The organism is Gluconacetobacter diazotrophicus PA1 5, from assembly GCF_000021325.1.
Lineage (GTDB): Bacteria > Pseudomonadota > Alphaproteobacteria > Acetobacterales > Acetobacteraceae > Gluconacetobacter > Gluconacetobacter diazotrophicus.
This window is the reverse complement of the sequence record NC_011365.1, coordinates 626,864-642,676: the sequence shown is the minus strand read 5'-3', so window position 1 is coordinate 642,676 and position 15,813 is coordinate 626,864. Positions and strand designations below refer to the sequence as shown.

The window sequence follows — 15,813 nt, the reverse complement described above, 5'->3', positions numbered from 1 at the left end:
TTCGCAGGGGCGGGGGGTGCGCGGGGCGGGCTTGCGGAATTGACGTCCGCGGGCCACATCTTGGCGAGGCACCCTTGTCGGAGACAGGACGGATACGATGAATAACGAGGAACGCGACCTGATCACGAAGTTCGTCGCCCGCGTCGGCGGCGCGCCGCAGGGGGGCTTCGGCAGCGTGCCCGCCACGGCGCCCAACCTGCCGCCGATCGACCCCGAGGCCGACAATTATATCGGCCAGATGTTCCAGCAATATCCCGAAGCCCGCTATCGCGTCACCCAGATGGCGGTGGTGCAGGAAGCCGCCCTGGTGCAGGCGCAGAATCGCATTCAGCAACTGCAATGGCAGTTGCAGCAGGCGCAACAGGCGCTTCAGGCCCGCCAGCAGGCGCCTTCGGGCGGTGGCGGTCTGTTCGGCGGGCTGTTCGGTGGCGGCCAGCGCCCGCAGGCGGCGCCCCCGCCGGGTTGGGGCGGCCAGCAGGCGGCCCCCCCGCCGCCCCAGCCGGCCTATCCCCCGGGAATGCAGCCCGGCATGTTTCCCGCGCGCGGCAGCGGCTTCCTGGGCTCGGCGCTGACCACGGCGGCTGGCGTCGCCGGCGGCATGATGGTGGGCAACGCCCTGACCGATCTGTTCAGCGGGCATCATGATGCCGGTGGATTCGGCGGCGGCATGCCCGGCGGTGAGACCATCATCAACAACAATTACGGCGATGCCGGCGCACCCGGGGCCGATCCGTTCGGCGGGGCCGGCGGCGCCGTCGATCCGGGCTTCGATGCCGGCGGGGACGCGGGCGGGGATGCCGGTTTCGGCGGCGGCGACTGGGGCGGCGGCGACGATAACTTCTAGGTCGCCCTGGAGGGACCGACGGAAGTGAACGATGAAAAGGCGGCCGCGAGGCCGCCTTTTTTTATGCTCCGTCTTCCCAGTCACACATTGCCGTGAGGCCGATTGATATCAGTCATGAATGGGTGTTATTCAGAACTCGGCCATCAAGGCCATTTCCTCTGTGTCGTCTCATCCGCGGGAAACCGGGGCCTTCGGGCTCCGGTTTTTCCGTTTTTCGGCCTCTCGCCGTCCCTTCCGCGGGCTCCGTCACACGTTCGAGAGAGACGGAACGAACGCCGTTTCCCCACGCTGACTGGAAGGTTCCGCAACGCTTCCGAAGGAGGGGAACGATGTCCATTACCAATTCGGCGACGAACCTGGGGACGACTCTGGGTGACTTCCTGACCGGTGCGCGCTACGACCTTTCGGGCCTGACCAGCGCGATCAATGAGTATCTGGACGGCGTTCGCCGCGAATACGGGCCCAACGGCTTTGCCGAGCGCGCCGAGGCCGCCGGTTATGGTGACATCGTCGCCCGCTGGAAAGCCGACGACAAGACCGGCCCGATGACCGAGGATATGGTCCGGACCCTGATCGTCCCGAATGACCTGGAATGGTTCGCCGGGCAGACGGGCCTGTCCGACCGCGCCGTGGTCATGATCCTGGCCAAGCAGCTTCCCATCGTGGTGTACAAGCGCGCGCATGCGGTCGTCCCGCATTGATCCTGCCGCGACGAATGCGATCCGGCATGGTTCTTCCGGATGTATCGTGCCACGGTGAGGGCGGCATCGAGACCGGCCCCGGAACCGGATATCCCGGACCGGCGGGCCGGGTGCGCGGCGCATGGCGCCGCGTATCGCCCATCGACCGGAGGAAGGCATGCTGATTCGCGCCGGCTATGACATCGCATTGACGGTCCAGGTTCCGACGCCGCTTGTCCTGATGTTGGAAGTCCACCCGGACCGCGAACCCGACCTGATGACGCCGCAGATTCCGGTTTTCGATCCGCCGGTTCCCGCCCAGCGATATCTGGACGGCTTCGGCAACCGTTGCACGCGCGTGGTCGCCCCTGTCGGCACGCTGCGCACCAGCATGTCCTTCGTGATCGCCGACAGCGGCCTGCCCGACCGGCAGATGCCCTGGGCGCGCGAGGTCCCGGTGGCCGACCTGCCGGCGGATTGCCTGGTGTTCCTGATGGGTAGCCGGTATTGCGAGACGGACCTGCTGTCGCCGGTCGCCTGGTCGCTGTTCGGCCATCTGGCCCCCGGCTGGGGGCGGGTGCAGGCGATCGTGTCCTTCGTCCACAATCATATTCGCTTCGACTATGCCCACGCGCGGCCGACCCGCTCGGCCTACGAGGCATATAACGAAGGGGTGGGCGTCTGCCGTGACTTCGCCCACCTGGCGGTGACGCTGTGCCGCTGCATGAATATTCCCGCGCGCTACTGCACCGGATATCTGGGCGATATCGGCATCCCGCCTGTCGATTATCCGATGGATTTCTCGGCGTGGTTCGAGGTGTGGCTGGACGGGCAATGGTTCACGTTCGACGCACGGCACAACACCCCGCGCATCGGGCGCGTCGTCATGGCGCGGGGGCGCGATGCCACGGACGTGGCGCTGACGACCTCGTTCGGTCCCTCGATCCTGTCGGGATTTTCCGTAACGACGTACGAAGAAATAGGCTGAAATATACTGGAAATGGTGAGCCGGGTGGGATTCGAACCCACGACCATTCGATTAAAAGTCGACTGGGAGGCGACATAACGATATGATAATAAACAGAAAGTACTGGCGTATGTGCCCGCTATGCTAGGCCCCAAAAAATAAATTTTGGCGCAAAAAATAAATGCTGCGCCATACTTTGATACAAAGCGTCGTCCCCGATCACTACCACTCCTACAGATCCATCATCAGTCGTCGAACCGGATGACACAGCACCACTGACAGGGGCCGGGATCGATGAATCTGACACCTCAAGGCACCTCGGACCTGTGCTATGGTCTTGGTTCCATCCAGCGAATCAATCTTGATAATTCGCGCCTCATGGCATCTCTGACAGTAAGCCTTGAGGTGCCATCCCTTATAGGTGGCAACCTTGCTCGCCAGGACGAACCGGCGCTCCTCGTCTTTCTTATGTCTCGTCATACTATGAGCCATGATCAGAACATAACATGAACACACAGGTGACGCGATCATGTTATGTTCCGGACAGGAAGGACTGAGTAGGCTAGTCCATTAAAGGCAGAAAAATCTTGGACTTATTACCCAAAATGTCCTTTTCGGTACTCTACCCAATATCTCCGACAACCCGTAGGATATTTGCGCCTTGGTATGCGAGTTGTAACGGACGGTCCGCCGTAAAGCGCTGCGTCGGATCAATTCCTTTCTGAACATAGTCAAAGCATTCGCTCTGGAACAGACGCCGACAGGATGCTGTTATGTCGCCAAGATGATATTGGGAACCGCTGGGAACATTTGTTACAATGTGTTGGTATAACGAATGTGCATTAAATTGCGTTCTACCAACCACATCACAGGTCTTCAAAACGAGAGCATCTATTGGTTCAAACGATTTTACAATAGAAATAATTTCTTTCGTGATGCTTCTTCCTTCTCCTGTGGCAATTCGTGCAAGAAGGGCGGCCCACAATTCCTGAAGTTCAGTACGATCTTCATCAGAGCAGGCTTCAAGAACTTCTTCTATGACTTTAAACGACGTATGGGAATCTTGTTTTCGATCTCCCATTTTCCCCTTGGCCAGAGTAAGTGTATTTTCGATATTTTTTTCCACTTGTAACTGCTTGAACTTCCCTTTAAATTTTTCCTTCACCCACTCAGGTATGAAGTCCTTAGCGGCACTCCCAAAAAGAAGAGCATCACGACCAGCTTGTATACATTGATCGACTGTTTGTAGGTCCAAAGTTTCCTCCTATATAGCATTGAGCATTATATCAGGCCGCTAATGCTGTGGTGACAATTGTGCGACGGCTATGTACACAGTATGTTCATAAAATGACAAAAGCCTTGGTCTTTGAAGACCAAGGCTTTTGTCATTCAATGCCGTAAGTGACCGTCCCCAGGGTTAATCGGCCATCCCTTCAGCCACGATAGCTTCGGCCCGTGCCACATCCTTACGGATAATTTCCACCATCCTCGGATCATCGGACTCCTTTGCGGCGGCCATCACCCCAGCCCGCAGATCGGGATTGCGGACCAGTTCCTCCACCGCATCGAAGCGGCTGTATCCTTTTTTCATGTCCAGTCCTTCTTCATCCGCTTGGCCTTCTGGATATCCCCAGCTTGGGTTCGTTTGTCGCCCCCAACCAGCAGGATCACCAGCTTACCGCCCTGTGTGGTGAAATATACCCGATAGCCGATCCCATGATCCACTCGGATCTCATGAACACCTTCGCCTACAGGCTTAACGTCGCCAAACAATCCAAGTTCTTCGATTCTCCTGATACGTTCGAAGATAGCCGCACTTGCCCGCTGATCCCGTATCTTTCGGAACCATTTCTGAACTTGTCCTGACCAAATAATTTCGTATTTCATGAACTATATATCGCTCTACTTTATTAAGTAGTAAAGCTATTAATGAGAAAAATAAGTTAGAATATACTTCCATTTTGGATTATCTTTTGGTCAAAGAATGTGCTGCCTCCAGCAAGCTTTCCACCAAGAGAATGGTTGAATACGGCAAGAGGGGCATCGGTATAATAAATCTTATCATTAACCAAAATGGTCATAGCCTGAGCGGGCCGAGCATCCATGTTATAAAGTGTGATCGCGGAAAAGGCGCCGTTGTTTCTTAATACCTGCAACCTCTTCAAGGTTTCATTGAGAGCATAAGCCTGTTCATCGGGGGCGTAATTGAATGAACATCCATATGCCGCATATACTTCGGTTGGATTCCATCCTTTAGATATGAATGAATTATAAAGACTCTGGGTGATGGAGTTCAATGTTGCCGGAACTGCGATAGTTGGTGAACCTAAATCAGCATATGGAAATTCGTTAGGTTCAACTGATGTACCACTGATTGAAGCAAATCCTAGTTCCGTTGCGGATAAGACCTTCATCTTAGGAACCCATGAAGTTCTTGTTCCTGCATACGCTTCATCAAAATGGAATGTTCCACCGTATGTAATGCCATCCTGTATGAATGTCATTCCAAATGTATAAAAATTAGCAGCGACAAGATTGGTATTTGTATTATATCCTCCGAGATAAACAGAAGTATCAGATGGGATCTCCATCACTGAAGCACTGGATACTGTATATTGTGATGAAACACCATCCCATACAATTGTAAGAGAATAAGTCGATGGGGTGAATGATACTGATAAATTGTGAATATTGTTATCTACCTCTCCAAGAGTTATAAAAAACTCGTTTGAAGAAGGTCCTATGCCAATCTTAAAACCTCCACCTGAACTGGTATCTATCATCAGTTCAAAGACGCCAGCACATTCAAACAGACGAGCATAATTCTGACTTGGGATAGTCATGACCTGTAACATGGTGTCCAGTGTCCATTGCGTCTGCAGAGATGCTGGAGTGAAAGTTGGTGTCTGGAATGTTCCATACGTAGACTTCCCATCTGTCGGTAGATAGGTGTCAGTGTCTCGTGGTGTGATCTGCTGACCAGAAACACCTGGAGCAGTCAGACCAGGAGCAACTACTGGTGCAGCGGTGCCAGTGAGGCCGGGAAGGCCGTAAGGATCAAAATCTGGGCCATAGCCTGCCAGTGATGTAGCTCCAGCCATAAATCCAGAAGCTTTGGATACGTAATGGCAACCTTCCCAAAACACCTTAACGTTCTTGATCCCAGCACTAGCCGCAATGGGGATTTGCGTTTCAAGAGTTTTACCTACACCTTTTGATCCGGTGATTGTTCGTTGTGATCCATCTGAAAGGTTATATGTGTAGTCAATGTCTTCTCCGGCAACCAGACCACCTCTGATATCTGAAGGACTAGCACTTACGTCAGTAGTCAGAGGAAAATACCAGTCGATTCCTACTTCATCGATATCAGGATGACTCCACAGGGCATCACATCGAAAACCACCTCCAACCCCATAGTCAGTGTAGTTCGCGGCATAGGTGATGGTACAGTTTGGAAAAGCTGCTCTTACTGAACTAGCAATAGACTGAAGACCTTGTACAAAGATTCCCCATTGGTCCGGAGGAGCATTTGTTGTTAGATCCGCAAATTCTGAACCGACAGCCCATCTTGTGGGAATGACACCATTTGTCTGGAATAGATCAATATAATATTGATTGAAGGCAATATAGCTGGTCATCCATGATTGAAAATCACTTGTCTCAGTCCATGTAAAATAACCTCGCCATATAAGGGCAGCAGAATCAGAAAGCCCCTGAGCATTATTCCATCCAAGAACGATCGGTGCAAATCCTACATTATATCCTCTTGATACGAGATACTGCATACCTCGAATCATAGAAGCATCATTTGCAGTCCCGCCTGCAGTCCCGTTCAGTTTGACCGCTGATGAAGCATAAATGCCACCAGCAAACCACTGAGAAACAGAACTTAATTCCGCTGCGATAGTGGAGTTAATTGCCGGTTGAACGAGGCCAGGGTTATTTCCTGTAGAGTCTGGACACAAAGAAAACCATTGAGTCCATATCATTAAGGTTTCGATATTAGGCAAATGTGATAAGTCGTTTTTCACCATATAAGGAAAATTGGCGGAACAAGACCCTGCTTCGATATTTTTTATATAGAAATCAATGGTACCATTAAACGGAGTATCATATGTACTAATCTGAACTTCTGTATCTAAATCAAACTCATTGAATACAGTAATCATAAGGGTATCGGCATATTTTGTAGCTTCACATGAAAGAACATTCTCTGTCAGGACAGACAGGTCAGCCGCAACATCGTTGAGAGTGGTCGCAGGGGAGCTTCCACCAGTAGGTTCAGAAGCGATAGAAGCTTCAATCGAGGAAATCTGGTTTTGTGCGTCAGTCAAACTCGCCTGTGCAGCACTTAATATTTCAGCAGAAATCACAAGGGCCGCCGCATCGAATGAACTGGTACAACTACCCAGTTCCGCAATTTTCGAGGCAATTGCTTCAGAGATTTCCGATACGTCCCCAGCCACACCGTCAATCGTGTTCATCGCACTCTGAAAAGCCACAATGTACGGATTGACAGTCCCGAGAATCAGTTGCTTCAGCCAGTTCACGATACTCACTGGATCAGCGCCAGGCAAAGACAGAAGAGGAAGATATGACTCCAAGCTGGTAATCATCTGCTGGAGAGCAGCTTCTTGTGCGGAGAGTATATTTTTTATTTCCGCCTCTACCTCTTGAAGATCACCACATACCTGAATTGATTGAATATCTTTAACTACGGAATCTGCCCACGCGCCCATCTAAATCTCCTTATGAAACATCAGTTATAATTCCGGAATCAACTCTTACTGTCTGTCCAAGAGGGGTTGAGAATGAGCCAGACCAACCATTGCTCGGAATAAGGTTTCCGTTGACGTAAACTGAACCGCCCCTGACCGAAACTACTTTGTTTCCATTAACGATAATATTTAAGGACTGATTTGATGTAATGTTTATATCATTACCGCTTGTCAGATAGACTGACTGCTTGGCGTCATCGTATATTTGAGTTTCACCGGCACTAAGTCCTATGGGATGATATCTGGCGTCGTGTGTTCCAATGACTAATTTGTTGTCGTCTCTTCCGTATGGATTGAGTGTAATCGCATCAGCACCAGACAAGGGAACAGACGTAAAACCATAATTGGAAACAATAGGAACATAGTTATAAGTTCCATTGCCGACCCCACGTATCTGTGAATAGCTGACCGATGTATCAGTCTGAGTATCCATTGATAAAGACTCTTTCTTTACCATATGAATTCGCGCTTGTTCGTGCTTAATTGAATTCTCTTTTAATGTTATAATATCACTTATCATTTAAATCCTTTAGTTAGATACGTTGACATATAAACTTGCTCCCTGATAACCGGGGCTTGGTTGCGGTTCAAAAGCAGATGATTGCATCAATGATAAAGTAGTATTTGATCCAGAAACAAAGCTGTACGAGAAATCTATAGACTCTACCAAGAGAGTCTGATTGTTCGTTAGCAGGTCAGGAAGATTGACATTAACCAAAGAATTTACTGCCCATAGAGATGTTTGTGCGCTATCACAGAATGCAGATGGAACCACCACTCGCAAAACCTGCGATTCTCCCATAGATCTATTAAGAACCCATTGGGCATAATTCTGACTAAACGACTGGTACTGGCCATCTGTAATCTGTGTTCCAGGCTTTGCAGATGTATAATTTGAATCGTTGTAGATATACTTCACCCTTGAAACATTCCCAGAGATTGGCGTGAGATATCCGTTCGGTTGATAGGTCATAGAAGCAGATCCATAGAATGCTTTTTCACCAGTAACACCGATGCCATTTACCACCTGCGACACATCTATAACATTGAACAGATTATCATTGTGCATTTCTATCTCAGCGTCTTTTATGTTATGAACGTTAAGATCAATTGGAGTAGATGTTGTATTAACGTCTGTTATTTGAAGTGTTCCAAGATTATCAACAAGAATTTTCCCAAAGAATCCTGACCATTTCATGATCTCGTTATAAGGAGATGAACCAAAGCTCAGATTGGCGGTCAGTCCAGAAGGACTAGATGTTGTAGATGAAACACCATCACTTGATACAGTTATATTGTATGGACTACATAATGTGTTAGCCAATTGTTCCAATGAAAAAAACTGAAAACTGCCCGGAAGATTCTGTACTGAACAGTCAAACATATTCCAAAGAAGACTTCGGCCGCCCATCTCATAGACATTGGACTCAGTACTGCGTGAAATCCTCATCCAGTTGACAACTCCTTTGAACGCCACTGAACCATTCAGTTTTATGACAACTGATGATCCTCGGAAATCAACGGGATGTTCCAGGTAGAAGCGGGCAGAGAAGGTTGATGGAAGGGTAGATAAAGAATTTGAGATAGAAAAGGATTCTATGTTAGTCTCGAAGTTGTAATTCCCTACTAACATAGAAACGATAAGTTGATTTCCTGTCATTTTAAATACCAAATAATGTCTATATTTGGTATTTAAAATATGTCTTTTTATGATGATGTGAACTCTATATTCAGCAATATAGTTGCTATGTTCGTTAATCCACAAGATAGATTAAATTTCTTGTGCGGCCTTATGACAAGCTTTGGTTATGACACAAGTTTTCAGAGCATTGATAGTGTAGGGGAGCCCAATACAAACGCATATTTCAGACAAAACTGTCTAATATATATCGCCCAGTCCGCTGGTCAGATAAATTTTCAGACTATAACAGATGCTCAATCTTGTGTTGCTTTAATAAGTCCTATGTTTGAGGCTGAGATAACATATCTTTTTAATAACTCATTCTTTGATCTTGGCGAAACATTCAATGATATTAAGTCAAAAACTATTTTGACTATTAATCAACAGACGGAAGATCTCCCTTATATAGTATCTTTGACCACTAAGATTTCAATAGCGCCTTGTATAACCGCATATATTCAATATGAAGATTCTTCTAGAGACATGGAAATCATATATAGAAACAACAGTTCAATAATTCATCCAGGATTTCCACCTATGACTATTCAAGTTCTATCTTATTAAGACAGAAAAATATCACGCTCTTTAATACGTCTGTCCAGAAGACCCTGAACCACCTCGCCATCAGCTTTGTCCCATAAAACAAACTGACCAGCCGCCCCTGTCATATTCCCAGCTAGGATGAACCTATGAAGAGTTGATCCCCTAAAGGCATCGAATCCCACGTTGTAGGCAAATGATGTCAGGGCGGTAAGCTGACTATCAGTCAGGATCTGCGGCATACAGGCCGTTGTGATTTCATTCTGGAGGGACACTACCTCTGGTGCCATCTGTGCCATTGCTTCAGCCTCCGTGATGGTCCCAGGATACGAAGGAGAGACGGGCTGATCGTTCCAGAAGCGAGAACCGAACCCGATTGTGAAGTATCCTGCTGAATCAGGATATGCCTCGGCACGAAAGCCTTCAAACTGACAGATTAAATCCAGAGCCGTCATTGAAACACTGCACCAATGATTGTCTGGAGCAGTGCGACAGGATCGCCGCCTGGTGCATGGAGGCTAGGCCATAACCAATTGAGAGCAGGTGAAAGCACGTAGTCCCATAGAATGATCCATGCTACGAGTAATCCGATAATTTTCTTTACTGGAAGACCATTCAAGAATGAATTGTTATCTTTGTCATCATTCATTATAAATCTCTAAGGCGTCTTCTAATTCTTAATTGCTTTTCTCTTTCATTTTGTGAAATCTCTTCTTCAGCAGGAGAATCATCTTCAACTGATTCATCTAAAACACTTTCTTCGGAATCAGTATCTTCAGAAGTATGATCCAAAATCAGTGCGTCCTGATGACACGGAATATTAACAACGGAAAACTCTAAAAGTTCTGATTTTTCTATAACGAAACCGCCATCGTCATTGAAGTAAGACTCAATTGGTCTAAATCCAATGGAAACCGCATTCAATATGCCTTGTGTAATGAGTGAATGAACACAAGCGGCACGAACGCCCGCAATTGGCGTTGAGAAGTCAGCGAACTTTACGGTTGCTATGATACGATCAGAGTTCTTATCTAATGAAATGCACTTTCCTATAGGAAAGTCCTCATCGTCATGTCCCCAAAGAACCACTGGATTATTCAGGTAATTTGAAACATCTATTCCGGAAGTTATGACATTATCGTTCGCACGGTCAGTTTCAGGTGTCGTTATGATAAAAGTCGCTGTATTTTCATTGCTATCTGAGATGGAGAATATAAAATCCTTCATCACTGAAACATCCCCGCGACCATTTAATTCATCAACGTTTCTTTTATATTCTTTTAATGTGTATTTCGTTCGTGCCATAATACCCAATACCTTTCTTTGGAAATTATTTAAAGTACAATCTGTGTATTGGTCGCGGGCTGATATAAGTAGAAGTCTATGCAGGCCAATAGAGTAGATAATCGAGAAAACTTACATTGAAGAAGAGTCAAATCTTGTGAGGTGTTTTCTATCAGCGTGACGGCGAATCCGACTGAATCATCGCCATCCATATAGGCTGTATCACCTAGTTCAGTGAGTCCGCAGACAAATGGTCCATATTCAACCACTTCAATGCTATACCCGTATTCAGAAGCCAAGCTTTTGTAAAAATCAGCGGTAATTCCTCCTACCTCTGTAAATCGGTTAAGAATCTGCTGTATCTCCTGCTCAGTGGTAAGTGTTTCAGTTATACAGCTATCGGGAAGTCCGAATGTCTCCTGCCACTCGTTTATAAAATTGATCGTCGTTCCGGGATTTAAATCAGAAATCAAATTTGTTGCATCGTCATCTAGTTGCCAAAGTTGGCTCATTAAAGAAGTCATAATTTGGTATTGAACTGTATCAGGTGTTTTCGGCCATGCCGGACCATTCGGTAATAACTGCATAATGAGTTGATTGTATTGTTCTTGTGTAAAATTCGCCATTGATAACTCTCCTTATGAATATGTGATTGTCCCAAGAGTTGGCCAACCCCCTTGAGCAATAGCAACAGTGTCAGCAGGAGATAACAACGTAAATGACGATGAACCATAAGCTGCTTCAACCACGTTAGCTAAGGAAGTGGTGTAAATTGAAGTTCCTAATGGATCGCCACTGGAATAAAGATAGTTTGAAAGAGCGGCGCTTATTGAACTTTTTTGTGCTGCACTCGCATTTGATATGCCACTAATAGTTATGTTGATCGGGTAAGGAACAGGGGCAGATATGTACATAGTCTCACCGATGGGACGTAGTGAGAAAGTCGCATTGGCAGCGATAAGCTGATCACCTGTTGCGGCAGGAAGACGGGGATCTGAAGACGAAACGCCATCGGTCCCATTTGGAAAACCGTTATTCCCATTGGTAGGAGACATCATGATGTAGCAGACGACTACATTTCCCTGAACAGGGACTGGAGCACACCAAGCCTGCTCAACACCTGGAACCTCAAGGAGCCAGTTGACGTGATCTGTCGGAGTTCCACCTGAAGGAATAGTAGAAAATGCGGCTAGAATTCGGGAGCGGAGCGCGTCATCAGTTTCAATGTCCGTACCACTTGTAATATTGCTGGTAAGGGTAAGGCTTGGGCTGACTCCAGAGATTGCTACCGATAGAGTGAATCCAGATCCAGAAGCTGTGTTTCCGATAACACCTGTTTGAGATGCCACTATCGGAACAGGACTTCCGACTACGCCACTTGCGGTCGTGGTGAATGTAAGGCCATCAGAATTTCTCGTAATGACCGAACCAGCAGGAATGTCCGTATCGGCTGTTCCACTGAAGGTTATAGAACCAGAAGCAGCTACGGCTGAATCTCGAACAACTCCTTTTAAACTCCCCCAGTTTTCGAGAATCGTACCAGTTGCAGTGAAAGGAACACCCTGAAGGGAGATATAATCGAGATATCCATATTGATATGAAAGTTCTTTCGCAATCGCCTTTGAGACTGCGTTCAGAACAGAGCCAGGAAGAGGCTGATTGCCACATGCCTGAGCAATGGCAGAGTTTATTCTTTGATTTATTGTTGAATAATTTGGATATTGAAACATACAAAAAGCAGCCTATACAGAAATATTAACTGCTGTTATTTAAGTTGCTAGTTGTATTTGATTTTACTTGTTCGCCGACGAACCAATTGTATTGGAATAAAACTGAACAACAGATCCAAGTTCAGATTGATACTGAAATATCTTAAGAAGGTCGGTATGGAGAATGTCCAGGTCGGCCCCTGAGAGACAGTAGGGCCGTGAGCTATCTGCCATCCCAAACTGGATATGTCTCAAGACGGGTTTTACGGGCAGAGGAGGGGCCTGTGTAATCATCTGTGTAGTCGGAACCGCAGGAACGACTGGCCCGGCACAGGCGGTCATTAAAACGCACAGGGACGATACTCCGAGGATTCTGATCATTGGGCACCTCCAAGCATGTCGAGGTCGGCATTGATCCTTGTTGAAACGTCGGCCTGTTTCTGAACTACGGGAGTATTTGATCTCAATATTTTCTTAATGTCCTGACTATCGGTTGAGATAGTCTGTTGCGCGCCCTGATCCTGAGATAATAGGTTATTGTATGATTGGTTTATTTGATTGTTAATGGTCTTCTGTTGATCTAACGACTGCGAGAATAACTGAACCTGTTGCGTTTTGTCAGAAACCTCAGACTTCAATTTATGAACAGAATCGATTTCACTTTTGATATGAAAAGCAAAGCCGATAACGCCAATAATCACCCCACCAATTAAAAAATACTTCCAATTATCCTTTATGAACCCAAATACAGATAATAAAATTAACGGCATATATAATCCTTATTTCTTAAAAAATCGTCCCATAATATTCTTATTTAGGCACATGGGATCTTCAAGAGCATCATTCTTGAACAGATATCTTGCTTCGAGATATTCAAGAGATCCACCTACCTCGACAACTTCAATTATTTCTTTTGTATATGGAACACCTTTGCTAATCAATTCAAGAACATGAATGGACGAGCTATTGTATGTTTTCCAGTCAGAAGTCTTTGAGATTGTTTTTTTATAGAGAGATTTCGATCCGTCTAGTTTCCTAGAAGGGATCTTCCTGTAGCTATGCGTCTGTTTTTTTCCGATATACCAGCAATCATTTTCAAAATCGATGCGATATATAAAACCAAATACCTCGGCAGACTCAAGATACGTTTCTGTAATCCCTTCTCCGAAAACCCAATTCATTTTATTCTAGATTAATACCAAGTTTAGTGGATGCAACTTTGATCTGCTCCACAACGTCAGATTCCATGGTTCCTACCTTTGATTGAAACTCCTCTTCAAGAGATACAAATTTCTCTTCGTATTCAGCTTTAATTGATTCTATTTTGGATTCGTATTCAGTTTTAATTGATTCTATTATTGACTCACTGTCAGATATAAATTCTCTTATATATTCGCCATGATCAGTAATAAGCTTATCATTCTTCAAAAACAGAGATATTGATAGACCGCCAAGAAATAGATCAAAAATTATCTCAAAAATATGTAGTATCATAGTATTTTCTCCTTACAGTAAAATATGAACTTATTTAAAACCTTAAATAATTTCGTATCAATTATTGGCTACATTAAAAAATGAAATATGAGGAAATCTATAATAATTTAGATCCACTATCAAAACAGCAATACTCTTATCCATATAAGGTTCTAAATGGAACTCTTGGTACAGAGGTATGTGAACTCACCAGACTCGCATGTGAAAGATCATTCAGGGATTTTGAACTTCCTGATTTCTATTATGATCCAACCGATCCAGAACGGTTCCGTTTTCTGACGACAAAGCTGGTCTATCTTGCTGGTGTAGGAAGTGTCGGCGGTACGCATGTACAAATCGAAGACTGGCAGTTGTGGTATTTCTCGCAACTTCTTGGATGGAAAAATGCGAATGGCAGAAACAAGGGAAAACGTAGATTCAGAAAAGGATCATTGTGGGTTGCTCGAGGAAATAACAAAACCGGTGCCGGAGCTTGGTTCTGCCTTTATATGTTGCTCTGCGATGGAGAATGGGACCCGCAGGTATATTCAGTCGGGGTAGATCGCGATCAGGCGTCTCATACATTCAAAGCTGCAGCAAATCAGATCGAGACGAACCCAAAGTTATTCAAGGCATTGGGGGCACAAGTCTATTCCAAATTCATAAAGGGAATACAAAACTACAAAGGCGAAAATAAACTCGGTGTTTTCAAAGCACTTGCTCGAGGTGCTTCAAAGATGAATGGACTGAATATCCATTTCGCTTTCCTTGACGAGCTACACGCTTATCCCGATCGATTAACCTATGATGTCATCGTGTCAGGTGCCAAAAAGCGAGATCAGTCTCTGGTTCTGGCCGCATCAACTGCCGGTCTGAATCTCGATAGTTTCGGATATGAAGATTATTGTTATGCCCGGTCAGTTCTACGTCAGGAGTTTGATCAGCAGGATGAGCAGTTCTTCTCCTGTGTATGGGAAGCTGATGAAGGAGATGATCCTTACTCCGAGGCGACCTGGGAGAAAGCCAATCCATGCTGGAATTCTGCCATTGATCAATTGTCCTTCAGAGCAGAGGCAGCTTCAGCCAAGAGGATTCCATCCAAGCGAAGAGAATTCTTCACCAAAAACCTGAACCAATGGCTCTCGTCCGGAACCACCTGGCTAGATATGGATGCGGTCAAGGCGTGCTATGATCCAGACATAGAGGAAGATGATGATTATGATTTCGGAATTACCGGGATAGATCTTGGCTCAAGATCGGATCTTTGTGTTTATACAAACGTATTCGTAAACACAATCGATGAGCAACTACATTATTATGTTTTTCCTCATCCTTATACATCAGAAGGATTCTTGGAGAAGAATATTAGTTCTCAGTTTCGGGCATGGCAGAACGATGGATGGCTTACTGTCCATAAAGGAAATGCGGTGTCATCAATCAGTTTCCAAAAGGATCTTTTGGAAAATTACGAGAACCTAGATATCCTCGAGTATGCCTTCGATAGAAATCAGGCGAATTATACTATGGAAACCTGCTCTGAAGAAGGTATTGAAGTCATATCCATAGGACAAAATGCCGAAACATTATCGGAAGCAACATCAGAGTTTGAAATAGCAATTCTTGAAAATAGAATACATTTCAAAAATCCCATGTTCCTACATCATTGTGCCAATAGTCATATATTCACAACGATTGACGGATATATGAAGCCAATAAAAGAATCGCGGAATTCAAACAATAAAATCGACATCGTAGCTTCAACTGTCAATGCCATCGCCAGATGCCTATGGAACCAAAGCAATCAGGTTATGGCCCCAGGTGTTATTGCGTCCATTCAAATTTTAAATAAGAGATAAA

General features: G+C 46.0%; 17 protein-coding genes. 4 read left to right on the top strand and 13 right to left on the bottom strand.

The window, feature by feature from the left end:
• Nucleotides 1–97 precede the first annotated feature (97 nt).
• From GDIA_RS02825 to GDIA_RS02815, 3 genes are all read left to right on the top strand, one after another.
• Nucleotides 98–844: a DUF2076 domain-containing protein gene (locus tag GDIA_RS02825; protein WP_012226230.1), complete on the top strand. Its 747-nt coding sequence runs from the start codon at nt 98–100 to the stop codon at nt 842–844.
• A gap of 329 nt (nt 845–1,173) precedes the next feature.
• Nucleotides 1,174–1,545: a YidB family protein gene (locus tag GDIA_RS02820; RefSeq protein ID WP_012226228.1), complete on the top strand. Its 372-nt coding sequence runs from the start codon at nt 1,174–1,176 to the stop codon at nt 1,543–1,545.
• A gap of 157 nt (nt 1,546–1,702) precedes the next feature.
• Nucleotides 1,703–2,512 carry a transglutaminase-like domain-containing protein gene (locus tag GDIA_RS02815; RefSeq protein ID WP_012553217.1) on the top strand — a complete coding sequence of 270 codons (810 nt, stop codon included), beginning with the start codon at nt 1,703–1,705 and terminating at the stop codon, nt 2,510–2,512.
• 601 nt (nt 2,513–3,113) lie between these two features.
• Here the strand turns inward: GDIA_RS02815 and GDIA_RS19030 are convergent.
• From GDIA_RS19030 to GDIA_RS19010, 13 genes are all read right to left on the bottom strand, one after another.
• Nucleotides 3,114–3,746, bottom strand: coding sequence for an Abi-alpha family protein (locus tag GDIA_RS19030; protein WP_012553216.1), 633 nt, complete (start codon nt 3,744–3,746; stop codon nt 3,114–3,116).
• 162 nt (nt 3,747–3,908) lie between these two features.
• On the bottom strand, nt 3,909–4,082 hold the full coding sequence (locus tag GDIA_RS19025) for a hypothetical protein (RefSeq protein WP_012553215.1): 174 nt from the start codon (nt 4,080–4,082) through the stop codon (nt 3,909–3,911).
• Complete coding sequence (locus tag GDIA_RS02810; protein ID WP_012553214.1) at nt 4,079–4,378, bottom strand: type II toxin-antitoxin system RelE/ParE family toxin; 300 nt, start codon at nt 4,376–4,378, stop codon at nt 4,079–4,081. The genes GDIA_RS19025 and GDIA_RS02810 overlap by 4 nt, the downstream gene beginning before the upstream one ends.
• 56 nt (nt 4,379–4,434) lie before the next feature.
• A complete protein-coding gene (locus GDIA_RS18265) occupies nt 4,435–7,230 on the bottom strand; it encodes a baseplate megatron protein TIM-barrel domain-containing protein (RefSeq protein ID WP_012553213.1) in 2,796 nt (931 codons plus the stop codon).
• 10 nt (nt 7,231–7,240) lie between these two features.
• Entirely contained in the window at nt 7,241–7,789 is a 549-nt protein-coding gene (locus GDIA_RS18260) for a phage baseplate assembly protein domain-containing protein (protein ID WP_081434694.1), read from the bottom strand.
• 9 nt (nt 7,790–7,798) lie between these two features.
• Nucleotides 7,799–9,034 carry a hypothetical protein gene (locus GDIA_RS19020; protein ID WP_157864121.1) on the bottom strand — a complete coding sequence of 412 codons (1,236 nt, stop codon included), beginning with the start codon at nt 9,032–9,034 and terminating at the stop codon, nt 7,799–7,801.
• Nucleotides 9,035–9,510: 476 nt separating this feature from the next.
• Nucleotides 9,511–9,945 carry a lysozyme gene (locus tag GDIA_RS18255; protein WP_043458636.1) on the bottom strand — a complete coding sequence of 145 codons (435 nt, stop codon included), beginning with the start codon at nt 9,943–9,945 and terminating at the stop codon, nt 9,511–9,513.
• A 193-nt stretch (nt 9,946–10,138) separates the two neighbouring features.
• Complete coding sequence (locus GDIA_RS18250; RefSeq protein ID WP_012553210.1) at nt 10,139–10,795, bottom strand: HK97 family phage prohead protease; 657 nt, start codon at nt 10,793–10,795, stop codon at nt 10,139–10,141.
• Nucleotides 10,796–10,824: 29 nt separating this feature from the next.
• Nucleotides 10,825–11,400 (bottom strand): putative phage tail protein, encoded by a 576-nt coding sequence (locus GDIA_RS18245; protein ID WP_081434693.1) that lies wholly within the window; start codon nt 11,398–11,400, stop codon nt 10,825–10,827.
• A gap of 12 nt (nt 11,401–11,412) precedes the next feature.
• Nucleotides 11,413–12,504, bottom strand: coding sequence for a baseplate J/gp47 family protein (locus GDIA_RS18240; RefSeq protein WP_012553209.1), 1,092 nt, complete (start codon nt 12,502–12,504; stop codon nt 11,413–11,415).
• 356 nt (nt 12,505–12,860) lie between these two features.
• Nucleotides 12,861–13,253: a hypothetical protein gene (locus tag GDIA_RS19015; protein ID WP_157864119.1), complete on the bottom strand. Its 393-nt coding sequence runs from the start codon at nt 13,251–13,253 to the stop codon at nt 12,861–12,863.
• Nucleotides 13,254–13,262: 9 nt separating this feature from the next.
• A complete protein-coding gene (locus GDIA_RS19860; protein WP_407635498.1) occupies nt 13,263–13,664 on the bottom strand; it encodes a hypothetical protein in 402 nt (133 codons plus the stop codon).
• A gap of 1 nt (nt 13,665) precedes the next feature.
• Nucleotides 13,666–13,977: a hypothetical protein gene (locus tag GDIA_RS19010; protein WP_157864117.1), complete on the bottom strand. Its 312-nt coding sequence runs from the start codon at nt 13,975–13,977 to the stop codon at nt 13,666–13,668.
• Nucleotides 13,978–14,057: 80 nt separating this feature from the next.
• Here GDIA_RS19010 and GDIA_RS18235 point away from each other — a divergent pair, with 80 nt between their 5' ends.
• Nucleotides 14,058–15,812: a terminase large subunit gene (locus tag GDIA_RS18235; RefSeq protein ID WP_012553208.1), complete on the top strand. Its 1,755-nt coding sequence runs from the start codon at nt 14,058–14,060 to the stop codon at nt 15,810–15,812.
• Nucleotide 15,813: the final 1 nt, after the last annotated feature.